This is a genomic window from Sphingobium sp. YR768, assembly GCF_900111125.1.
In the GTDB taxonomy this organism is placed as follows: domain Bacteria; phylum Pseudomonadota; class Alphaproteobacteria; order Sphingomonadales; family Sphingomonadaceae; genus Sphingobium.
The window spans coordinates 66,580-86,728 of sequence record NZ_FOGE01000002.1 but is presented as its reverse complement, the minus strand read 5'-3'; the positions used below and the strand labels follow the sequence as shown (position 1 = coordinate 86,728).

General features: G+C 63.4%; 18 protein-coding genes. 6 read left to right on the top strand and 12 right to left on the bottom strand.

Annotation, left to right across the window (positions count from 1 at the left end; genetic code table 11):
• Window positions 1-75 precede the first annotated feature (75 nt).
• On the top strand, window positions 76-1,107 hold the full coding sequence (locus BMX92_RS02810) for a M28 family peptidase (protein WP_218145728.1): 1,032 nt from the start codon (window positions 76-78) through the stop codon (window positions 1,105-1,107).
• Between the two features lie 2 nt (window positions 1,108-1,109).
• On the opposite strand, the gene BMX92_RS02805 is transcribed toward BMX92_RS02810, so the two are convergent.
• The 8 genes from BMX92_RS02805 to BMX92_RS02770 all read right to left on the bottom strand — a co-directional run bounded on the left by BMX92_RS02805 (window position 1,110) and on the right by BMX92_RS02770 (window position 9,810).
• Window positions 1,110-1,481, bottom strand: a complete 372-nt coding sequence (locus BMX92_RS02805; protein WP_093011557.1) for a tRNA-binding protein — start codon at window positions 1,479-1,481, stop codon at window positions 1,110-1,112.
• Window positions 1,482-1,625: 144 nt separating this feature from the next.
• Window positions 1,626-3,626 carry an acetyl-CoA carboxylase biotin carboxylase subunit gene (locus BMX92_RS02800; RefSeq protein WP_093011554.1) on the bottom strand — a complete coding sequence of 667 codons (2,001 nt, stop codon included), beginning with the start codon at window positions 3,624-3,626 and terminating at the stop codon, window positions 1,626-1,628.
• Between the two features lie 126 nt (window positions 3,627-3,752).
• Window positions 3,753-3,992 carry a hypothetical protein gene (locus BMX92_RS02795; protein ID WP_093011551.1) on the bottom strand — a complete coding sequence of 80 codons (240 nt, stop codon included), beginning with the start codon at window positions 3,990-3,992 and terminating at the stop codon, window positions 3,753-3,755.
• Window positions 3,989-4,993 carry a biotin synthase BioB gene (gene bioB / locus BMX92_RS02790; protein ID WP_093011548.1) on the bottom strand — a complete coding sequence of 335 codons (1,005 nt, stop codon included), beginning with the start codon at window positions 4,991-4,993 and terminating at the stop codon, window positions 3,989-3,991. The genes BMX92_RS02795 and bioB overlap by 4 nt, the downstream gene beginning before the upstream one ends.
• A 63-nt stretch (window positions 4,994-5,056) precedes the next feature.
• Entirely contained in the window at window positions 5,057-7,210 is a 2,154-nt protein-coding gene (scpA, locus tag BMX92_RS02785; RefSeq protein ID WP_093011545.1) for a methylmalonyl-CoA mutase, read from the bottom strand.
• Window positions 7,211-7,376: 166 nt separating this feature from the next.
• Window positions 7,377-7,817, bottom strand: coding sequence for a methylmalonyl-CoA epimerase (mce, locus tag BMX92_RS02780; RefSeq protein WP_093011542.1), 441 nt, complete (start codon window positions 7,815-7,817; stop codon window positions 7,377-7,379).
• Window positions 7,818-7,866: 49 nt separating this feature from the next.
• Window positions 7,867-8,157 (bottom strand): GIY-YIG nuclease family protein, encoded by a 291-nt coding sequence (locus BMX92_RS02775; protein WP_093012539.1) that lies wholly within the window; start codon window positions 8,155-8,157, stop codon window positions 7,867-7,869.
• A gap of 120 nt (window positions 8,158-8,277) precedes the next feature.
• Complete coding sequence (locus tag BMX92_RS02770; RefSeq protein ID WP_093011539.1) at window positions 8,278-9,810, bottom strand: acyl-CoA carboxylase subunit beta; 1,533 nt, start codon at window positions 9,808-9,810, stop codon at window positions 8,278-8,280.
• A gap of 185 nt (window positions 9,811-9,995) precedes the next feature.
• Here BMX92_RS02770 and BMX92_RS02765 point away from each other — a divergent pair, with 185 nt between their 5' ends.
• On the top strand, window positions 9,996-11,411 hold the full coding sequence (locus tag BMX92_RS02765) for a helix-turn-helix domain-containing protein (RefSeq protein WP_093011536.1): 1,416 nt from the start codon (window positions 9,996-9,998) through the stop codon (window positions 11,409-11,411).
• A 6-nt stretch (window positions 11,412-11,417) separates the two neighbouring features.
• Here BMX92_RS02765 and BMX92_RS02760 read toward each other — a convergent pair whose 3' ends face one another.
• Both BMX92_RS02760 and BMX92_RS02755 read right to left on the bottom strand, forming a co-directional pair.
• Entirely contained in the window at window positions 11,418-12,458 is a 1,041-nt protein-coding gene (locus tag BMX92_RS02760) for a nucleoside hydrolase (protein ID WP_093011533.1), read from the bottom strand.
• Window positions 12,459-12,562: 104 nt separating this feature from the next.
• A complete protein-coding gene (locus BMX92_RS02755; protein ID WP_093011530.1) occupies window positions 12,563-13,459 on the bottom strand; it encodes a LysR family transcriptional regulator in 897 nt (298 codons plus the stop codon).
• Window positions 13,460-13,566: 107 nt separating this feature from the next.
• Between BMX92_RS02755 and BMX92_RS02750 the strand changes: the two genes are divergently transcribed.
• Both BMX92_RS02750 and BMX92_RS02745 read left to right on the top strand, forming a co-directional pair.
• Window positions 13,567-14,346: an SDR family NAD(P)-dependent oxidoreductase gene (locus BMX92_RS02750; RefSeq protein ID WP_093011527.1), complete on the top strand. Its 780-nt coding sequence runs from the start codon at window positions 13,567-13,569 to the stop codon at window positions 14,344-14,346.
• A gap of 60 nt (window positions 14,347-14,406) precedes the next feature.
• Complete coding sequence (locus tag BMX92_RS02745) at window positions 14,407-15,120, top strand: 2OG-Fe dioxygenase family protein (protein WP_093011524.1); 714 nt, start codon at window positions 14,407-14,409, stop codon at window positions 15,118-15,120.
• A gap of 174 nt (window positions 15,121-15,294) precedes the next feature.
• On the opposite strand, the gene gor is transcribed toward BMX92_RS02745, so the two are convergent.
• Both gor and pgi read right to left on the bottom strand, forming a co-directional pair.
• The gene (gene gor, locus BMX92_RS02740; RefSeq protein WP_093011521.1) at window positions 15,295-16,641 is read right to left on the bottom strand and encodes a glutathione-disulfide reductase; all 1,347 of its coding nucleotides are present in this window, start codon (window positions 16,639-16,641) and stop codon (window positions 15,295-15,297) included.
• 201 nt (window positions 16,642-16,842) lie between these two features.
• Window positions 16,843-18,360 carry a glucose-6-phosphate isomerase gene (gene pgi / locus BMX92_RS02735; RefSeq protein WP_093011519.1) on the bottom strand — a complete coding sequence of 506 codons (1,518 nt, stop codon included), beginning with the start codon at window positions 18,358-18,360 and terminating at the stop codon, window positions 16,843-16,845.
• 176 nt (window positions 18,361-18,536) lie between these two features.
• Between pgi and lepB the strand changes: the two genes are divergently transcribed.
• Together lepB and rnc are read left to right on the top strand one after the other, a co-directional pair.
• Window positions 18,537-19,361 carry a signal peptidase I gene (gene lepB / locus BMX92_RS02730; protein WP_093011516.1) on the top strand — a complete coding sequence of 275 codons (825 nt, stop codon included), beginning with the start codon at window positions 18,537-18,539 and terminating at the stop codon, window positions 19,359-19,361.
• Window positions 19,358-20,029 (top strand): ribonuclease III, encoded by a 672-nt coding sequence (gene rnc, locus BMX92_RS02725; protein WP_177184914.1) that lies wholly within the window; start codon window positions 19,358-19,360, stop codon window positions 20,027-20,029. The genes lepB and rnc overlap by 4 nt, the downstream gene beginning before the upstream one ends.
• Window positions 20,030-20,149: the final 120 nt, after the last annotated feature.

The following is a 20,149-nucleotide window of genomic DNA, read 5'->3' as shown; positions in this document are numbered from 1 at the left end:
CCCCGGTCCGCTAATAGGACAGGTGCAGGAATGGCAATGCCTCGCTATCATCAAGGCAGGAATAGGGGAGGCAGCATGGAAAGCGAGCGGAGCGGCTGGACCGGGCATTGGCGGCATATCCTGCTTCTGGCTGGGATGGCCCTGCTGCTCTCGGCGCCTTTATGGCTCCTGCTCTGGATGACCGCCGTGCCGGGGCGATCCTATCAGGGGCCGTTGCCACGGATCACCCATCAGCAGAGGGAGACGGCCGCGCGGCTGAAGGCCGATGTCGCCATCATCGCGCGCAAGCCGCACAACAGCGTCCATCTGCGCGAGATGGAGAGTGTCGCCCGCCATATCGAGACGCAGCTTCGGCAGGCGGGCTATGCGCCGCGTCGTCAGCCCATTGCCGCCGTGCCCGGCGTCTTCAACATAGACGCCAGTCTGGAGCCGACCGATCCCGCCGCGCCGACGCTGGTGATCGGCGCCCATTATGACAGCTATGGCACGACGCCCGGCGCCAATGACAATGGATCGGGCACGGCGGCCGCGCTGGAACTGGCGCGCAAACTGGCGCCGCTGCGTGGCCGGGCGAAGTTGCGGCTGCGCTTCGCCTTCTTTGCCAATGAAGAGCCGCCCTATTTCCAGACAGAGCATATGGGCAGTCTGGTCTATGCCAGGGCGCTGGCGGCGCGTGGCGAAAAGATGATCGGCATGCTGTCTCTGGAGACGCTGGGTTTCTACAGCGATGCAAAGGGCAGCCAGCATTATCCCTTTCCCCTGTCGCTGCTCTATCCCGACACCGGCAATTTCGTCGCCTTCGTGGGCATGACGTCTTCCCGTAGCTTCGTTCGATCGACGGTCGGCGCGTTCCGCCGCGAAGTCGCCTTCCCCAGTGTCGGCGGCAGCGCACCCGCCTTCGTACAGGGGATAGACTGGTCGGATCATTGGGCGTTCGCGCAGATTGGCGTGCCGGCGCTGATGATCACCGACACCGCGCCTTTTCGCTATCGCTACTATCATAGTGAAGCCGACACGCCCGACCGGATCGACTATGACCGGCTGGCGCGGGTGGTAAACGGAATGGAGCGCGTCGTTCGAGACTGGACGCTGGACGGGGCGCTATAGGCTCAGAACAGGCGCGATCCGTTCGGCACTGGCCGGTCCGGCGCGAACAGCATGACCGCGCCGGTCGCGTCGGCGAAGCCCAGTGTCAGCACTTGCGACATGAACTTGCCGATCTGGCGCGGCGGGAAATTGACCACGGCGGCGACCTGTCGGCCGGGCAGGTCCACCAGTGCGTGGTTTTCGGTGATCTGGGCGCTGGATGTCTTCCGGCCGATCGCCGGGCCGAAATCGATCAGCAGCTTATAGGCGGGCTTGCGCGCCTCGGGATAAGGTTCGGCACTGACGATCGTGCCGACGCGGATGTCGACCTTCAGGAAATCGTCGAAGCTGATCAGGTCGGCGGCGGGGGCGCTGGGGTCGTGGGTCAGGTGCATGGCGGGGACTCCTGTTCCTCCCCGCTTGCGGGGAGGTGTCGGCGAAGACGATGGAGGGGGCGTGCCGCAAACGCGAGGTCGCGTCCAGAGGCATGCCCCCTCCACCACTTCGTGGTCCCCCTCCCCGCGAGCGGGGAGGAATGGTTACGCCAGTTCCAGGATCACCGCGTCCACCGGCAGGCTTTCGCCCTGTGCGGCCGACACGCTCTTGACCGTGCCCGCCTTGCCAGCGCGCAAGATATTTTCCATCTTCATCGCCTCGATCACCGCGAGCGGCTGGCCGATTTCGACCTTGTCGCCTTCCTTGACGTTCAGCGCGACCAGCAGGCCGGGCATCGGGCAGATCAGGAAGCGTGACAGATCGGGCGGGATCTTTTCGATCATATGCGCGGCATAGGGCGCCGCATGGGCGGGCAGGATGCGCAGCTTGTGGCTCGCCCCATGCGCCGTCAGCACGAAGCCCGACCGCACCGGCGCAATCCGCACCGCCAGTTGCTCCTCGCCAAATTCCGCCTCGATCAGGCGGTCGCCCGGCGTATATTCCAGCGCCATGTCGATGCTTTCGCCATCGACGGTCACTTCGTCGCCATCGATCACCACGTCATGGATGGCATCGCCGATCTTCACCTGCCAGCCGGTGGGCGGCGACAGGCGACGGCCGAGCTGCCCGTCGATACGGCGGGCGCGGTCGGCCTGCGCCATGGCGGCAAAGGCGCCGATCGCGGACAGGCGCTGAAGCAGTTCCGCCGACGCGGGCGCACCGGTGAAGCCTTCGGGATATTCCTCCGCGATGAAGCCGGTGGTGATATTGCCCGACCGGAACCGCTCATGCTGCATCAGCGCGGAGACGAAATCGATATTGTGACCCGGCCCCTCGATCTCGAACTTGTCGAGCGCCTCGATCTGCTTGTCGATGGCTTCGAGGCGGGTCGGCGCCCAGGTGATCAGCTTGGCGATCATCGGATCATAGAAGATCGACACTTCGCCGCCTTCCTCCACGCCATCGTCCACGCGGATCAGCGCGCCGCTCTCATCCGTGCCGGTTTCGGGCGGATTGTAGCGGATCAGGCGGCCGGTCGAGGGCAGGAAGCCGCGATAGGGGTCTTCGGCATAGACGCGGTTCTCGATCGACCAGCCGTTGATCTTCACGTCGGCCTGCCCGAACGACAGTTTCTCGCCATTGGCGACGCGGATCATCTGTTCGACCAGATCGACGCCGGTGATTTCCTCGGTAACGGGATGCTCCACCTGCAAGCGGGTGTTCATTTCGAGGAAGTAGAAGCCGTCGCCGGTCTTGTCCTCACCGCTGACGATCAGTTCGACCGTGCCGGCGCTGAAATAGCCGACCGCGCGGGCGAGCGCGACGCACTGCTCGCCCATCTTCTTGCGCATTTCAGGCGAGACGAAGGGCGACGGCGCTTCCTCCACCACCTTCTGGTGGCGGCGCTGGATCGAACATTCGCGTTCGTTCAGATAGACGATATTGCCATGCTGGTCGCCCAGCACCTGAATTTCGATATGGCGCGGGCTTTCGATGAACTTCTCGATGAAGACGCGATCGTCGCCGAAGCTGTTCAGCCCCTCGCGCTTGGTCGCCTCGAAGCCTTCGCGGACATCCTGTTCGCTATAGGCAAGGCGCATGCCCTTGCCGCCGCCGCCGGCCGAGGCCTTCATCATCACCGGATAGCCGATCTCGTTGGAGATCTTCACCGCATGGTCTGTATCGTCGATCACGCCGACATAGCCGGGGACGACGTTGACGCCCGCTTCCATGGCCAGCTTCTTGGACTCGATCTTGTCGCCCATCGCGGCGATCGCATTGGCGGGCGGCCCGACGAAGATGATCCCCTCGGCGTCCAGCGCCTTGCGGAAGCTTTCGCGCTCGGACAGGAAGCCGTAGCCGGGATGCACCGCATCGGCGCCGGTGGCCTTGCACGCCTCGATGATCTTGTCGGCCAGCAGATAGGACTGGGCCGCGGGCGACGGGCCGATATGCACGGCCTCGTCCGCCATCAGCACATGCGGCGCGCGCGCATCGGCATCGGAATAGACCGCCACGGTCTTGATGCCCATCTTCTTGGCCGTGCGCATGACACGACACGCAATTTCGCCACGGTTCGCGATCAGGATCTTGGTGATTGCCATTCTATTTCCTGTCCCAGTCCTTATTCAATGCCTCTCACCCCGTTCGGGCTGAGCCTGTCGAAGCCCCGTTCTTGTCTTCAAGAGAAGTACGGCCCTTCGACAAGCTCAGGGCGAACGGATTGTGATTTATTGCCTATCCACTCCGGAGAGCCGAGCCTTGAAATAGGCAAAACTAAGTCCTGCAAAAATCAGGAGCGAAAGCGCTCCCGTAATAGCTGGCGAAATACCATCGCAGTCCGCCGGAGCATCTGGCCCCATCCCGCAATTGCCAATGGCCGCCAATAAAATGACAATCATCGCGATCAGCCAATAGGCTATACCGAGCACCACAAAGAGTCCGATCTTTATGGCGCTCGGCTTGTTCACTCCGCCGCCTCCAGTTCGACCTTGACCTCTGCCTGCATGGGCACGACGCCCAGCTTCGCGAACAGCGCGGCATCCGCATTGTCGCCCGCATTCGCCGTGGTCAGCAGCTTGTCGCCGGTGAAGATGCTGTTCGCGCCGGCCATGAAGCAGAGCGCCTGGCAGCTATCCGACATGCTCTCGCGGCCCGCGCTCAACCGCACCATGCTTTCCGGCATCACGATCCGCGCGACCGCAACCGTGCGCACGAACTCGATCTCGTCAATCTTGGCCAGCGGCGTGTCGGCCAGCATATTGCCCAGCACCGTGCCCTTGACCGGGACGAGCGCATTGATCGGCACGCTCTGCGGATGGGCGGGCAACACGGCCAGCGCGTGGAGGAAGCCGACACGGTCCTCGCGCGTTTCGCCCATGCCGACGATGCCGCCCGAACAGACGTTGATGCCCGAATTACGGACATTTTCCAGCGTCACCAGTCGATCGTCGAAGGTCCGGGTGGTGATGACCTTCTCATAATGTTCGGGCGAGGTGTCGATATTATGGTTGTAATAATCGAGACCCGCGTCGGCCAATGTCCTGGCCTGCTTTTCATCCAGCATGCCCAAAGTCATGCAGGTTTCCATGCCCATCTGGCGGACGCCCTTCACCATCTGGACGATGGCGGGCATGTCGCGCTCCTTGGGGTTGCGCCAGGCGGCACCCATGCAGAAGCGCGAGGAGCCTGCGTCCTTGGCCTGCGCCGCCGCCTGCATCACCGCCTGCACGCTCATCAGCTTTTCAGCCTTCAGGCCGCTTTCCGCCGAGGCCGACTGGTTGCAATAGCCGCAATCCTCCGGACAGCCGCCGGTCTTGATCGACAGCAAAGTGGACAGTTGCACTTCATTGCGCGGGAAGTTGGCGCGATGGATCGACTGCGCGTCGAACATCAGGTCGTTGAAGGGCAGGTCGAACAGCGCGGCGATTTCCTCGCGCGTCCAGTCGTTACGGGCCTTATGCATGGGCATCCTCCGATTGTCCGACGAAATCAATAAACAATCGAGTGGCAACTGAAAAGATAGAAACGGACGTCAAGCGGCTTCCTCCAGCCCCGCCGGGGGCATGTTGTGGCCGAGCAGGCGCAGCACATCGGCCGCGCACTCCACGACATTGGAACCCGGCCCATAAATGCCCTGAACCCCGGCGTCACGAAGATAGTCATAATCCTGCGGCGGGATGACCCCGCCGGCGATCACCTTGATGTCGCTGCGCCCCTGTTCGCGCAGCCGGTTGATCAGTTCGGGGATCAGCGTCTTGTGTCCCGCGGCCAGCGACGAGGCGCCCACCACATCGACCCCCGTATCGAGCGCCAGCACCACCGTTTCCTCCGGCGTCTGGAACAGCGGACCGGACACCACATCGAAGCCCATGTCCCCAAAGGCGGATGCGATGATGTTGGCGCCCCGGTCGTGTCCATCCTGGCCCATCTTCGCAACAAGAAGCTTGGGCTTACGACCGAGGCGCCGTTCGACGGCCTGCACGCCGTCGAGAACCTGTTGCCAGCGGCTGTCCCCTGCATAAGGGGCGGCATAGACGCCCTTTACGGGCGTCGGCTGGGTGCCATAGCGATTGAAGCTGTCCTCCATGGCGGCGGAGATTTCGCCCAGCGTGGCGCGGGCGCGGGCGGCTTCAACCGCATGGGCGAGGAGATTGGTTTCGATCGATTGCGGCGCGGCTGCGGCGTCACGCAGCGACTGGAGCGCGGCTTGACAGGCGTCCTCGTCGCGCTCCGCCTTCACCCGGTTGATGCGGGCGATCTGTGCGTCGCGCACCTTGGCATTGTCGACCTCCAGCGTTTCCAGCAGGTCTTCATTGGCGAGGCGATATTTGTTCACGCCCACGATCACATCGTCGCCTCGATCGACGCGGGCCTGACGGGCGGCGGCGGCGGTTTCGATCATCGCCTTGGGCCAGCCGGCGCCCACGGCCTTCGCCATGCCGCCTTCGGCTTCTACGCGGTCGATGATTTCCTGCGCGGCGTCGACCAGTTGCTGGGTCAGCGCCTCGACATAGTAACTGCCACCCAGCGGATCGACGACATTGCACATGCCCGTCTCTTCCTGGATGACGATCTGCGTGTTGCGCGCGATCCGGGCCGAGAAGTCGGTCGGCAGCGCAATGGCTTCGTCCAGCGCATTGGTGTGGAGCGACTGGGTGCCGCCCAGCATCGCCGCCATCGCCTCGATCGTGGTGCGCATGACATTGTTATAGGGGTCCTGCTCGGTCAGGCTGACACCCGAAGTCTGGCAATGGGTGCGCAGCATCTTGCTGCGCTCGTCCTGCGCGCCGAGCTTGGTCATGACGCGATGCCACAGCACGCGGGCGGCGCGCAGCTTGGCGATCTCCATGAAGAAGTTCATGCCGATGGCGAAGAAGAAGCTCAGCCGTCCGGCGAACTTGTCGATATCGAGGCCCGATGCCACGCCATAGCGCACATATTCCGCGCCGTCGGCGATGGTGAAGGCCAGTTCCTGCACCTGCGTCGCGCCGGCTTCCTGCATATGATAGCCGGAGATGGAGATGCTGTTGAACTTGGGCATCTCACGCGAGGTATAGCCGAAAATGTCGCTGATGATCCGCATCGAGGGTTCGGGCGGGTAGATATAGGTGTTGCGGACCATGAACTCCTTGAGGATGTCGTTCTGGATGGTCCCGTCGAGCAATTTGCGCTCGACCCCCTGCTCCTCACCCGCGACGATGAAGAAGGCGAGGATCGGGATAACCGCGCCGTTCATGGTCATCGACACGCTCATCTTGTCGAGCGGGATGGCATCGAACAGGATCTTCATATCCTCGATCGTGTCGATCGCCACGCCGGCCTTGCCGACATCGCCGGTCACGCGAGGATGGTCGCTGTCATAGCCGCGATGGGTGGCGAGATCGAACGCGACGGACAGCCCCTTCTGCCCGGCGGCGAGGTTGCGGCGATAGAAAGCGTTGGATTCCTCGGCGGTGGAGAAGCCCGCATATTGGCGGATGGTCCAGGGACGCCCCGCATACATGGAGGCGCGCACGCCGCGCGTGAAGGGCGCGAAGCCCGGCAGGCCCGGATCGACGCTGACGTCCTCGGCCGTGTAGAGCGGCTTCACCGTGATACCTTCCGGGGTATCCCAGTTCAGATCCTTGCCCTTCACTTCCTTGGCGGCAGCGGCGGCCCACTGGTCCAATGTCGGCTTGTCGGTCATTCGTTCCTACCCTTCACTCCTCTCCCGCAGGCGGGAGAGGATATGCAGGCTTAGCAGCTTGCTGCTTAGCCGGAGTTGGAGTGGGCTGTCCCGTGCCCACCCCGCTGCGACTAGGCGGCAGAGCCGCCAAGTCTCGCTGCCCCTCCCGCTTGCGGGAGGGGTGTTGTCAGTGCGCGCCGTCCTTCGGCGTCTCCATGATCTCGGTCAGCACCCCGTTCATGTCCTTGGGGTGGACGAAGAAGATCGGCGTGCCATGGGCGCCGATGCGCGGTTCGCCCAGTATCTTCTTGCCCAGCCCCTCGAACCAGGCCTTCGCCTCGTGAATATCGGCCACTTCATAGCACATATGATGCTGCCCTCCGGCCGGGTTCTTGGCGATAAAGCCGTGAATGGGCGAGTTCTCGCCCAGCGGTTCGATCAGTTCGATCTGGGTGCCGGCGGTGCCGCCTTCGCCGGGCGTATCCACGAAACACACCTTCACCCCCTGCGCGGGCAGGTCGAACGGTTCGTGCGTCAGCGTCGCGCCCATGATGTCGCGATAATAGGCCAGGCTCGCCTCCAGCGAAGGCGTCGCGATGCCGATATGGTTGAGACGGCCGAGTTTCACATACTATCCTTCGTCATTGCGAGCGAAGCGAAGCAATCCAAGCGACGTTTCACCCTTGAGCGATGCTCTGATAAAAATCCTGCCAATCGGGATTGAACCCGACGATCAATGCTATCTTCTTCGCCCGTGAGCCTGCCTTGATCTGCTTCTCGCGCATGATGGCCACCTCCATCGATTCCGCCATTTCGTACCAGACCAGCATCTTGCAGCCGTAACGCTGCGTGAACCCGTCGGTAACACCTTCGCGATGCTGCCACACCCGTTCAGGCAGGTTCGAGGTGACGCCGGTATAGAGCGTCCCGTTCCGTCTGCTCGCCATGATGTAGACCGCCGGCTGCATCACCTTCATTCCATATCTCCGTCATTGCGAGGAGCCGCAGGCGACGCGGCAATCCAGACGGCGCGCAAGTGGATTGCTTCGCTGCGCTCGCAATGACGAATGAGAGTTCATTTCAAGACCTCACAGCGGAATATTGTCATGCTTCTTCCAGGGGTTCTCCAGCGCCTTGTTGCGCAGCTTGCGCAAGCCCAGCGCGATCCGCCGCCGCGTCGAATGCGGCTGGATCACCTCGTCGATGAAGCCCTTGCTTGCCGCCACGAACGGGTTGGCGAAGCGGTCTTCATATTCTTTTGTCTTCTGTGCGATCTCTTCGGGCGTCTTGCCGCGGAAGATGATCTCCACCGCACCCTTGGCGCCCATCACAGCGATTTCCGCAGTCGGCCATGCATAGTTCAAGTCACCGCGCAGATGCTTGGAACTCATCACGTCATAGGCGCCGCCATAGGCTTTCCGCGTGATGATGGTGATCTTCGGCACGGTCGCCTCGGCATAGGCGAACAGCAGTTTCGCGCCATGCTTGATGATGCCGCTATGCTCCTGCGCGGTGCCCGGCAGGAAGCCCGGCACATCGACGAAGGTGACGATCGGGATTTCGAACGCATCGCAGAAGCGCACGAACCGCCCCGCCTTTTTGGACGAGTTGATATCCAGCACGCCGGCCAGCACCATCGGCTGGTTGGCGATGATGCCTACCGTCTTGCCCTCGATCCGGCCGAAGCCGCACAGGATACTCCCGGCATGGGCGGGCTGCACTTCAAAGAAGTCGCCTTCGTCCACCACCTTGCGGATGACTTCGTGCATGTCATAGGGCTGGTTGGCGTTGGCCGGGATGACCGTGTCGAGGCTCTCCTCGATCCGGTCCCACGGGTCCGCGCTCGGCCGTTCCGGCACCGGCTCCTTGTTCGACGCCGGCAGGAAGTCCACGAAATCGCGCACTGCAAGCAGAGCCTCGATGTCATTGTCGAACGCCACGTCGGCCACGCCCGACTTGGTCGTGTGCGTCACCGCGCCGCCCAGTTCTTCCTGCGTGACGACCTCGTTCGTCACCGTCTTGACCACATCCGGCCCGGTCACGAACATGAAGCTGCTGTCCTTCACCATGAAGATGAAGTCGGTCATGGCGGGGGAATAGACCGCGCCGCCCGCACAGGGCCCCATGATGACGCTGATCTGCGGCACCACGCCGCTGGCCAGCACATTGCGCTGGAAAATCTCCGCATAGCCGCCCAGCGACGCGACGCCTTCCTGAATGCGCGCGCCGCCGCTGTCGTTCAGCCCGATCACCGGCGCGCCGACCTTCAGCGCCATGTCCATGATCTTGCAGATCTTCATCGCGTGCCGTTCCGACACCGCGCCGCCATAGACGGTGAAATCCTGGCTGAAGACATAGACGAGGCGACCGTTGATGGTGCCCGATCCGGTGACGACGCCGTCGCCCGGAATATGCTGCTCATCCATGCCGAAATCGATGCAATTATGCTCGACATACATGTCCAGCTCTTCAAAGCTGTCCTCGTCCAGCAGCACGTCCAGCCGTTCGCGCGCGGTCAGCTTGCCCTTGGCATGCTGGGCGTCGATGCGGCGCTGACCGCCGCCCATGCGCGCGGCCTCCCGCTTGGCTTCCAGCTGTTCGATGATGGCGAGCTTCGACATGGTAGGCTTCTCTCCGGTTCAGGCGAACGGTTTATGCCCTTCCCCCTACCCAGCCTCAGGCAAAGTTCGCAAATGTAAATTTGCTAATTTGCAAATCGCGACTTCGCAATTAAGGTCCGCCTTTGCCGTATCATCACAGGTTTAGCGAAGTGATGAAGGCATAGGGAAAGACTGGGTAGACAGATATGGCACGCGGCAACCGCATCTTCGCAGGTCCTCGCCTGCGTCAGCTTCGACTGGACCATCGGATGGACCAGGCGACGATGGCGCAGGCACTGGGCATATCCGTATCCTATCTTTCCCAGATGGAAAATGACGATCGCCCCCTGACCGCCAAGGTCAAGGCCGCGCTCGCCAGCGCCTTCCCGACCGACTGGGCCAGTTTCGACAGCCGGGAGGAGGAGCAGTTGCTGGGCGCCTTCACCTATGCGCTGGCCCATCCCGAACTGCCCGGCACCCAGATGGAACCGGAGCGGATCGAGAAACTGCATCTGCAATTTCCCGAATTCGCGGCGCGCTATGTGGACCTCTACAACGCCCATATGCGCGCCAATGAGCGGATCAACATGATCGAGGAGGCGATCGCCAACGATCATGAAGTGCAGGCGCGTTTGCCGTGGGAGGCGGCGCGCGACTGGTTTCATGAGGCCGGCAATTATGTCCACCCACTCGACTGCCTGGCCGAAGAGATGGCGGAAAGCTTCACGCAGGGACAGGTGCTGGACGAAGGCATGCTGGTGGAGGCACTGGCGCGCCGACACGGCATCGAGACGCTGATCGCCGAAACGCCGGACAGCGCGCTGCGCGCCTATCGGGCGGCGGAGCGCAAGCTGTTCATCAATGCGGCGCTGCCGACCGAGAGCCGCAAATTCATGCTCGCGCATCAACTCATGATGCTGGAGGGACAGGCGGTGATTGCCGACGTGGTGAAGAAGGCCGCCCTGCCCGTCCCCGGCGCCGACCGGTTGCTGGCGATCGGCCTTGGGAATTATGCCGCCGGCGCACTGCTGCTGCCCTATGCCGCCTTCCGCGAGGCGGCGCGGGCGATGCGCCATGATATCGACCGGCTCGCCCGCACCTTTGGCGTCAGTTTCGAACAGGCCTGCCACCGGCTCTCGACGCTCCAGCGGCCGGGGCTGCGCGGCATCCCCTTCTTCTTCTGCCGGGTCGACATGGCCGGCAACATCACCAAGCGGCATAGCGCCACCCGCCTGCAATTCGCCCGCTTCGGCGGCGCCTGCCCGCTATGGAACGTGCATGAGGCTGTGGCCGTGCCGGACCGGATCAATGTGCAGCTTGGCGAGACGCCGGACGGGGTGCGCTATGTCTCCATGGCGAAGGGGCTGGTGAAGCCATCGGGCAGCTACAAGCGGACCCCGCGACGCTATGCGGTGGTGCTGGGGTGCGAAACCGCCCATGCCGCCAATTTCGTCTATGCCGATGGCCTGCATCTGGCGGAGGAAGGCGCGGCCACGCCGATCGGCATCACCTGTCGCCTGTGTCCGCGCCAAAGTTGCGATCAGCGCGCTTTCCCGCCCGCCGACCGGCCGATCCATGTCGATCCCGACAATCGCCAGATCGTGCCCTATTGGATCGGCTGAGGCCGCTCAGCCCTCCCCCTGAGACCGCGCCTGCCTGGCAAAGCGACTGACCATGTCGCGGAAGGTCAGGTCGCTGTCGATCGCGCCATAGACCCGCATGGGTCGCGCGCCCGGCCGGTCGCGATAGCTGCCGTCGATATTCAGCCAGGGCGTGGGCTTGCGCAGATAGCGGCTGGAGGCCGGATCGGACTGGATCGGGGTCATCAACGCCGTCAGCGTCACCAGCGGACTGTCGCCCAGCACATAGACGTCGGCATCGGGCATCGGCGGAAAGCCGGGAATGGTCGCCAGTATTGCCGCCATCCCGTCCAGCTCTGCCTTCAGATAGCGGCCCAAAGGTCCGGTGACGGCAATATCCTCAATCTCGGCCATCGAGAACAGCATCTGGCGATAGGCGTCGCGCGGCACTTGCCAGATTTCGATGTCGGATTCGTTGAAGATGATCTGCGCCGCGATCGGATCGATGGACAGGTTGAATTCCACCTCCGCCGGTCCGGGTGGCGGATAGGCGATCCCCGGATGTTCATTCCCGCCGATCCAGACCAATTTGATGCGCGGCCCGATCTTCGGTTCGGCCAGCCATGCCAGCGCCAGTTCGGTCAGCCCCGCGCCGGCTGCGTAGAAAAGCGGTTCTTTCCGGTCCTCACGCATCGCCTCGCGCACGATCGCTGCCGTCGCCGGGCCGGGCGTCCAGCGATCGCGCGACGCGATGGGCAACTCAGCCCCAGCCATCGGCGTGTGGTGGCCATCCAGTCGCATCACCTTCAGCAATTCCCGCGCCTTCGCGGCGCCGGCCGTGGCGGATGCGGTGCCGCCGAATTTCACCGGCAGATGCGATCCGATGATCAGCGGGATATCGACGGACCCGCACAGCAGATGATGGGCCAGCTGGAACAACCCGTCCGGATCGCCCGAAAAATCATTGTCCACGATGACGCGCGCCTGCGGATGCCGCGCCCCTGCGGCGCCATGTGCCGCCATCGAAAGGCTCGCCATCAACCCGGCGGCGGACATCAGGACGTGGCGACGGCAAAGCTCTGTATGCATATATCCTCTCCCCCATATTTCATCCCGCGTCATGCAAGCCCAGCGACATCGGGTAAAATATGAATATCGCATACCGACATAATCTCAGCCTATGGCCGCAGCGCTCACCCCTCTATGACCATCGCCTCATCCAGAAAATCCAGAAACGCCCGCACCCGCGCGGCGGCCCGGTCTTCCGCCGCATAGAGGGCGTGGATATCCTCGCCGTCGCCGGCATTATAATCCGCCAATATCTCGACCAGTCGCCCTTCGCGCAGGTCGCTGGCCACATGGAAGCGGCCGTGCCGGGCTATGCCGCCGCCCGCGATCGCCATGCGCCGCACCACTTCGCCCGAATTGCCGAAGAAATGCCCCTGCACCGGTCGCTGGACCGGCTTGCCGTCGATCAGGAACGGCCAGCTATCCACCGAGCGGCGGAAGCTGAAGCGCAGGCAATCATGCATGGCCAGATCATCGGGCGTCGCCGGTATCCCGCGCCGGGCCAGATAGTCGGGGCTGGCCACCAGTAGCATGCGGCTATGCCCCAGCTTCTTTGCGCGCAGACGCGTGTCGCGCAGCGGGCCGATGCGGATGGCGATATCCGCCCGCTCCTCCACCAGATCGACGATCGCGTCGGTCAGGGTCAGGTCGACGATGATCGCGGGATGAAGTTCGGCGAAACGCGGCAGGATCGGGATCAGGCATTCGATCCCGAAGGAAGGCGAGGCGTTGATCCGCAGCAGGCCGCGCGGCCCCTGTCCGCTGTCGCTCAGGCTGTTTTCCACCTCGGCCATATCGCTCAATATCGCCACCATCCGGTCGCGATAGGCCAGCCCCTCCCGCGTCAGCGCCAGCGATCGCGTCGTCCGCCGGATCAGCGACACGCCCAATCGATGCTCCAGCCGCGCGATCGAGCGACTGACGGCCGAGGGCGTGAGCCTCAGGGATTTTGCCGCCGCCGCGAAACTCCCCTCGATGGAGACCATCAGGAAATTTTCGACATCGGCGAAATGGTTATTCATGCGCTGGATTCACTTCTGAAGTGATGATGTTCCATCTAATCATCAATCAGCAAAAATCTATCTACTGTCTCATTCGTCGTACCAATCATGCTTGAGGGAGTAGCCCCATGGACCTGAAACTGACCAGCAAGAGCGCCATCGTCACCGGATCGACCGCCGGCATCGGCCTCGCCATCGCCAAACGCCTTGCCGAAGAAGGCGTGGCCGTCACCATCACCGGCCGCAGCCAGGCCAAGCTGGACGCCGCCGCCGCAGACATCGGCCTGCCGGTCAACGCCGTCCTCGCCGACCCCGCCACCGCGGAGGGCGCCGCCGCGCTGATCGCCGCCGTGCCCAGCACCGACATTCTCGTCAACAATCTGGGCATCTATGAGGCCAAGGACTTCGCCGACATCAGCGACGAAGACTGGCATCATCTGTTCGAGGTGAATGTGGTGAGCGGCGCGCGCCTGTCCCGCCATTATTTCCCCAGGATGCTGGAACAGAATTGGGGCCGGGTGATCTTCATCGCCAGCGAAAGCGGCCTGCTGCCGCCCGCCGAGATGATCCATTATGGCATGACCAAGTCGGCCCAGCTTTCCATCTCGCGCGGCCTGGCCGAACATACGCGCGGCACCGGCGTCACCGTGAACAGCGTGCTGCCCGGCCCGACCCGGTCGGAAGGGATCGTCGAGTTCATCCGCTCCGTCGTGGAGAATAAGGATGCGCCCGAAGCCGAGCGGGAAGCGGAGTTCTTTACCAAGCTGCGGCCGTTGTCGCTGATCAAGCGGCTGATCGAAGCGGATGAGGTCGGCGCGATGGTCGCCTATCTCGCCAGCCCGCTCGCCGCCGCGACCAATGGCGCCGCGCTGCGGGTGGAAGGCGGCATGGTGCCGACGATCGCGTAAAATCCGCCTTGCGGAAACTGGCCCTGCCGCTCGTCTTTTGCCTTCGTTAAGGAAGCGAAGATGAGCGATACGGACAGCCTTTCCCCCATCGAAGACGCGCTGGCACAGGACGGCTATGCCCGCCTAGCCGGCGCGGCGCTGTTCGATCAGCTTGGCGTCACCTCGCAGGACTGGGATCGTTTTGCCGCAAGCTGGAACGATCTTGGCCCCGATCTCTACATGGCCGATGGCGGGCGATATCGCCGCCGCCGCCATGCCGCCTTTGCGCTGCAAGCCGGGCATTATAGCCGCAAGCCGCATCAGCCCCATTATCAGAGCCGCGACTATAATGTGCTGAACGGCGACGTGCAGCGCTGGTTCGATCCGGTGACGCCGGAGACGGTGGACAGCCCCGTCCTGCAATCCATCTTCGCCTTCGCCGCCGAAAATTTCGATCCGGCGAGCAAGGGCGACTGGCATGTCGAACTGCACCAGTTCCGCATAGAGGCGAAGCCCGGCGAAAATGGCCGCCCCACGCCCGAAGGCATGCACCGTGACGGGGTGGACCATGTGCTGGTGATGCTGGTGGAGCGCCGCAATGTGCGCGAAGGCGTCACCCGGATCGGCGCACCGGACGGCACGGCGCTAGGCGAATTCACGCTGACACAGGCCGGCGACACGATGCTGATCGACGATCACCGCATCCTGCACGGCGTGACGGAAATCCATGCGGTGGACCCGGCACGACCGGCCTGGCGCGATGCGCTGGTGGTGACGTTCGTGGCCGAAGGATAATAACCCGGATCCGGTCGACCTGAGCGAAGTCGAGCTACCGTTCATGCCAGTACATCATGAAGCCAATATGAAAGGTTCCCCGGCGCAGGCCGGGGTCCAGTTCCACGCTCTGAACTGGACCCCGGCCTGCGCCGGGGAACAGAAAGTCATAGGCTCAACCACTGCGCGCCGGTCTTACTTCAGCAGAACCAATTCTTCCGCCATGCTGGGGTGCAGCGCGACGGTGTCGTCGAAATCCTGCTTGGTCAGGCCCGCCTTCACCGCGATCGCGGCGGCTTGCAATATTTCCGGGGCGTCCGGCCCGATCATGTGCAGGCCGACCACCTTGTTGGTCGTGGCGTCCACGATCATCTTGTAGAGCGCCCGTTCCTCGCGGCCCGCCAGCACATTCTTCATCGGCCGGAAGTCGGACGTGTAGACCTTCACCGTGCCATAGTGGTTCTTGGCCTCCGCCTCGGTCAGGCCAACGGCAGCGAGCGGCGGATGGCTGAACACGGCGGAGGGGACGCAGCTATAATCGACCTTGCGCTTGTTATCGCCGAACACCGTGTCGGCAAAGGCATGGCCTTCCCGGATCGCTACCGGCGTCAGTTGCAGCCGGTCGGTGACGTCGCCCACCGCATAGATGCTCTCGCATGTGGTCTGGCTATAGTCATCGACCTTGATCGCGCCCTTTTCGGTCAGGTCCACCCCGGCCGTTTCCAGCCCAAGCCCGTCGGTCAGCGGCCGCCGCCCCGTCGCGAACAGCACCACGTCTGCCGCGGCCGGATCGCCATCCTTGAAATGGACGCACAGCGTGCCGTCTTCCTTCTTCTCAATCCGCTCCATCTTCGCATTGAAGCGGAAATTGATCCCCTTGGTCATGCTGATCTGAAGCAGCCGGTCGCGGATCTGCGCGTCATAGCCGCGCAGCAGGTCGCTGCCGCGATTGACCATCGTCACATGGCTGCCGAACTGGTGGAAGATGCCGGCAAATTCATTGGCGATATAACCGCCACCCACGATCACGATCCGCTTGGGGCATTCGTCCAGATGGAACACCTCGTTGCTGGTGATGCCATGTTCGGCGCCGTCCACTTCCGGCACCACCGGCCAGGCGCCGGTCGCAACCAATATGACCCTGGCCGTCACTTCCCGCCCGCTCGCCAGCCTGATGCCATGCGGCCCGGTGATGGTCGCGCGCTCGCGGATCACCTCAACCTTATGGCTGCTCAGCGTATTGCCATACAGCCCTTCCAGCCGGTCGACATCGGCCAGCACATTGTCGCGCAGCGTGGTCCATTCGAAGCCGCATTCCGGCACGTCCCAGCCGAAGCGGCGGGCGTCCTTCAGATCTTCGGCGAAATGCGCGCCATAGATGAGCAGCTTTTTGGGCACGCAGCCACGAATGACGCAGGTGCCGCCGACCCGATATTCCTCCGCCACCGCAACCTTCGCGCCATGCGCGGCCGCCACGCGAGAAGCGCGCACGCCGCCCGATCCGGCGCCGATGACGAAAAGGTCGAAATCAAACTCGCTCATGCATGGCCTCCGCTCGGCGCATCGCATACTGGGCGACCCGCCATCAAACTTGGGGGCGGATATGGCGGCTGGGGCGCGGAGTTACAAATGGGAATCTTCTTGCTGGTAGCCAAACCACCTCCGTTCGCTTCGAGCTTGTCGAGAAGCGGGCAGCACTGCGCCTGCGTTTCTCGACTTCGCTCGAAACGAACGGATGTTGTGCTACTCCCCGCCCAAGGCGAGGTCGATCAGCGCCATGGTCGACGGATCAAAGCCGGTCGGTCCGTTGGCCTCGATCGACTTGGCGATTTCCTTGCCCAGTTCCACGCCGAACTGGTCGAAGGGGTTGATGCCCATCAGCACCGCATTGGCGAAGGTGCGATGTTCGTAGAAGGCAATCAGCGCGCCCAGCGCTTCGGGCGTCACATCGTCCATCAGGATCGTGGTCGACGGGCGGTTGCCGGGATAGGCGCGCGCCGGATCGTCCGCATTCTCCTTGCCGCGCATCAGCGCCGCGCCCTGCGCGAAGCAGTTGACCAGAAGGGCGCGATGATGCGCCGGGTCCAGCGCATGGCCCGGTTCGATAGAGGCGATAAACTCCACCGGCGAAACGATCGTGCCCTGATGCAGCAGCTGAAACACGGCATGCTGCGCGTCCGTGCCCACGCCGCCCCAGGTGATCGGCGCGCTCGGCCCTTCGACCGGCTGCCCATCACGGGTCACGCTCTTGCCATTGCTTTCCATCTCCAGCTGCTGGAGATAGAAGGGCAGCAGCGCCAGCCGCTCGTCATAGGCGAACAGCGCGCGGGTCTGGAGGCCCAGCACGCGGGTATAATATTGGTCGACGAACGCGGCGATCAGCGGGGCGTTCTCGCTGGGATCGGACAGGCGGAAATGGCGGTCCATCGCCGCTGCGCCTTCCAGCAGGCTTTCGAACGCATCCCAGCCCAGCGCCAGTGCGGCGGGGAAGCCGATCGACGACCAGAGCGAATAGCGACCGCCCACCGACTCCGCGAAGGGCAGGACGCGCGTTTCATCGACGCCCCATTCCATCGCCTTTTCGGGCGCCGCGGTCAGCGCGATCACCTTGCCATAGGGGTCTTCGACGCCCGCCTCGACCATCCAGTTGATCGCGCTCGCCGCGTTCAGCATGGTTTCGCTGGTGGTGAAGGTCTTGGAGGCGATGGCGATCAGCGTCGTGTGCGGATCGAAATCCTCGATCGCACGCTCCAGCGCGGTGCCGTCGACATTGGACACGATGCCCACATCGTAACGCACGCCATCGCCATCCAGCGCATCGACGATCAGCTTGGGGCCAAGCGCCGACCCGCCGATGCCGATATGCAGGATATGGCGAACCTCGCCCAGCGCGCCCGCTTCGATCGCGTCGATCAGCGCGCGCATCCGGTTATGCAGCGCCTTGGCCATGGCGACGCTTTCGGCATTGCCCTCGCCCCGTTCAGCGGGATGTTCGGCCGCGCGGCCTTCGCTGTTGTTGACCGCTTCCCCCGCGAACAGCGCGTCGCGCCAGGCGGTGAAATCCTGTTCCTTCGCCAGCGCCTGAAAGGCGGCCAGCAGATCGTCGGTCAGATGGGTCTTCGACCAGTCGAACCGCAACCCGCTTTGGGTCAGCACCAGCTTGGACAGGCGGTCTGGATCGGTCGTGAAAATGGACTTGAGTTCGGCTTGCGGCAGCGCGGCGATGGCGGCCAAGGGACCTGGCAGTGCAGGGCTGGTCATGCAATTGTCCTCTTATGATGTTGGTCGATATCGACGCTGCACCGGTCGATTCTGTCTCTGCTTAAACGGGTCCGGCGTGCAATGCACCATGTCGCGTGCTTGACGCGGCCTTTACGACGCCGCAAAAGCCGCCACGGCCCCTTTTCGGGCCAGAGCGAAGGAAAAGACGAACGTCCATGACTGCCAAATCCGAAACGCGGGATTTCCTCTGGTTTCTCGCCAAGCTGGGGCTGTTCGTCTTCATCCTGCGCAGCTTCATCATCTCGCCCTTCAACATTCCATCGGAATCGATGCAGCCGCGCCTGCTGATCGGCGATTATCTGCTGGTCGCCAAATGGCCCTATGGCTATTCGCGCTATTCGCTGCCCTTCTCGGTCCCGCTGATCCCCGGCCGCATCCTGGCCTCCACGCCCCAGCGCGGCGACGTGGTCGTGTTCAAGGCGCCGCCAAACCAGAAGAACGACTATATCAAGCGCGTTATCGGCCTGCCCGGTGACATGATCGCGGTGCGCGGCGGCACGGTCTATCTGAACGGTCAGGCCATCCCGAAGCAGAAGGTCGCCGACCTCGTCATCCCGGTGACGCCGAACATGGAGGATGCCGCTGCCAAGGAAGGCGCCGTTTCTCCCTGTTATCGTCCCGAATTCGAGCAGGCCGCGCCCGGTGGCGGCAAGCAGTGCCGTTATCCGCAGTTCCGTGAGACGCTCCCCGGTGGCAAGAGCTACAACGTCCTCGATCTGGTGCCCGATGGCGCGGCGGATGATCGCGACACGGTGCTGGTGCCCGAAGGCCATCTGTTCATGATGGGCGACAATCGCGATCGGAGCGCCGACAGCCGCTTCCCGGCGGTCGAAGGTGGCGGCATCGGCCTCGTCCCCGAAAAGAATCTGGTCGGCAAGGCGATGATCTCGGTCTTCTCGACCGATGGCAGCGCCAACTGGCTGCTCCCCTGGACCTGGTTCACCGCCGCCCGCTGGAGCCGTATCGGGGAAGGCTTTTGAGCAAGCCTGACACAGATAGCTGGCTGAAGGACCTGATCGGTCGCGCGCCCAAAAACCGGGCCGCGTTCGAACAGGCGCTGACTCATGGCAGCGCCAAAGCGGTCAATTATGAGCGGCTGGAATTTCTGGGCGACCGCATATTGGGCCTGCTGATCGGCGAATGGGTCTATGAGCGCTTTACCGAAGAGCCGGAGGGCAAGCTGTCCCGCCGCTACAATGCGCTGGTGTCGGGCGAAACCTGCGCGGAGATCGCGCGGGGGGCCGGCGTGCCCAAGCATCTGATCCTGGGCAAGCAGGCGCGCGACGATGGCGCGGCCGACAGTGACAATGTGCTGGGCGACGTGATGGAGGCGCTGATCGGCGCGCTCTATCTGGAAGCCGGGCTGGAGGAAGCGCGTGCGCTCGTCCGTCGCCTGTGGGGCAGCCGGGTCGACACCCAGACCAGCGCCCCGCGCCACCCCAAATCCTATCTTCAGGAATGGGCCGCCGCCAACAAGCGCAAGCCCCCCGAATATGTGATGACGGATCGTTCTGGTCCGCAACACTCGCTGCGCTTCACCGTGACGGTGTCGATCAAGGGCGCGGGCGAGGCCAGCGCGACCGGCGCATCGAAGCAGGAAGCCGAAACGGCAGCCGCCAAGGCGCTGCTGGAGAAATTGGCGGGATAAAGCTCCTTTCAACCCGTTAGCCCTGAGCCTGTCGAAGCCTGTCCTGAGCGACGCCGCAGGCGGCGTCGAAGGGGGCTTTCCTTCTCTTGAAAAAGGGAAGGGGCTTCGACAGGCTCAGCC

What these genes read in the sequence shown, in the direction of transcription:
- BMX92_RS02810 (WP_218145728.1), top strand. Translation starts at nt 76, where the DNA reads ATGGAAAGCGAGCGGAGCGGCTGGACCGGGCATTGGCGGCATATCCTG.
- BMX92_RS02805 (WP_093011557.1), bottom strand. Translation starts at nt 1,481, where the DNA reads ATGCACCTGACCCACGACCCCAGCGCCCCCGCCGCCGACCTGATCAGC.
- BMX92_RS02800 (WP_093011554.1), bottom strand. Translation starts at nt 3,626, where the DNA reads ATGGCAATCACCAAGATCCTGATCGCGAACCGTGGCGAAATTGCGTGT.
- bioB (WP_093011548.1), bottom strand. Translation starts at nt 4,993, where the DNA reads ATGCCCATGCATAAGGCCCGTAACGACTGGACGCGCGAGGAAATCGCC.
- scpA (WP_093011545.1), bottom strand. Translation starts at nt 7,210, where the DNA reads ATGACCGACAAGCCGACATTGGACCAGTGGGCCGCCGCTGCCGCCAAG.
- BMX92_RS02775 (WP_093012539.1), bottom strand. Translation starts at nt 8,157, where the DNA reads ATGCAGCCGGCGGTCTACATCATGGCGAGCAGACGGAACGGGACGCTC.
- BMX92_RS02770 (WP_093011539.1), bottom strand. Translation starts at nt 9,810, where the DNA reads ATGTCGAAGCTCGCCATCATCGAACAGCTGGAAGCCAAGCGGGAGGCC.
- BMX92_RS02765 (WP_093011536.1), top strand. Translation starts at nt 9,996, where the DNA reads ATGGCACGCGGCAACCGCATCTTCGCAGGTCCTCGCCTGCGTCAGCTT.
- BMX92_RS02760 (WP_093011533.1), bottom strand. Translation starts at nt 12,458, where the DNA reads ATGCATACAGAGCTTTGCCGTCGCCACGTCCTGATGTCCGCCGCCGGG.
- BMX92_RS02755 (WP_093011530.1), bottom strand. Translation starts at nt 13,459, where the DNA reads ATGAATAACCATTTCGCCGATGTCGAAAATTTCCTGATGGTCTCCATC.
- BMX92_RS02750 (WP_093011527.1), top strand. Translation starts at nt 13,567, where the DNA reads ATGGACCTGAAACTGACCAGCAAGAGCGCCATCGTCACCGGATCGACC.
- BMX92_RS02745 (WP_093011524.1), top strand. Translation starts at nt 14,407, where the DNA reads ATGAGCGATACGGACAGCCTTTCCCCCATCGAAGACGCGCTGGCACAG.
- gor (WP_093011521.1), bottom strand. Translation starts at nt 16,641, where the DNA reads ATGAGCGAGTTTGATTTCGACCTTTTCGTCATCGGCGCCGGATCGGGC.
- pgi (WP_093011519.1), bottom strand. Translation starts at nt 18,360, where the DNA reads ATGACCAGCCCTGCACTGCCAGGTCCCTTGGCCGCCATCGCCGCGCTG.
- lepB (WP_093011516.1), top strand. Translation starts at nt 18,537, where the DNA reads ATGACTGCCAAATCCGAAACGCGGGATTTCCTCTGGTTTCTCGCCAAG.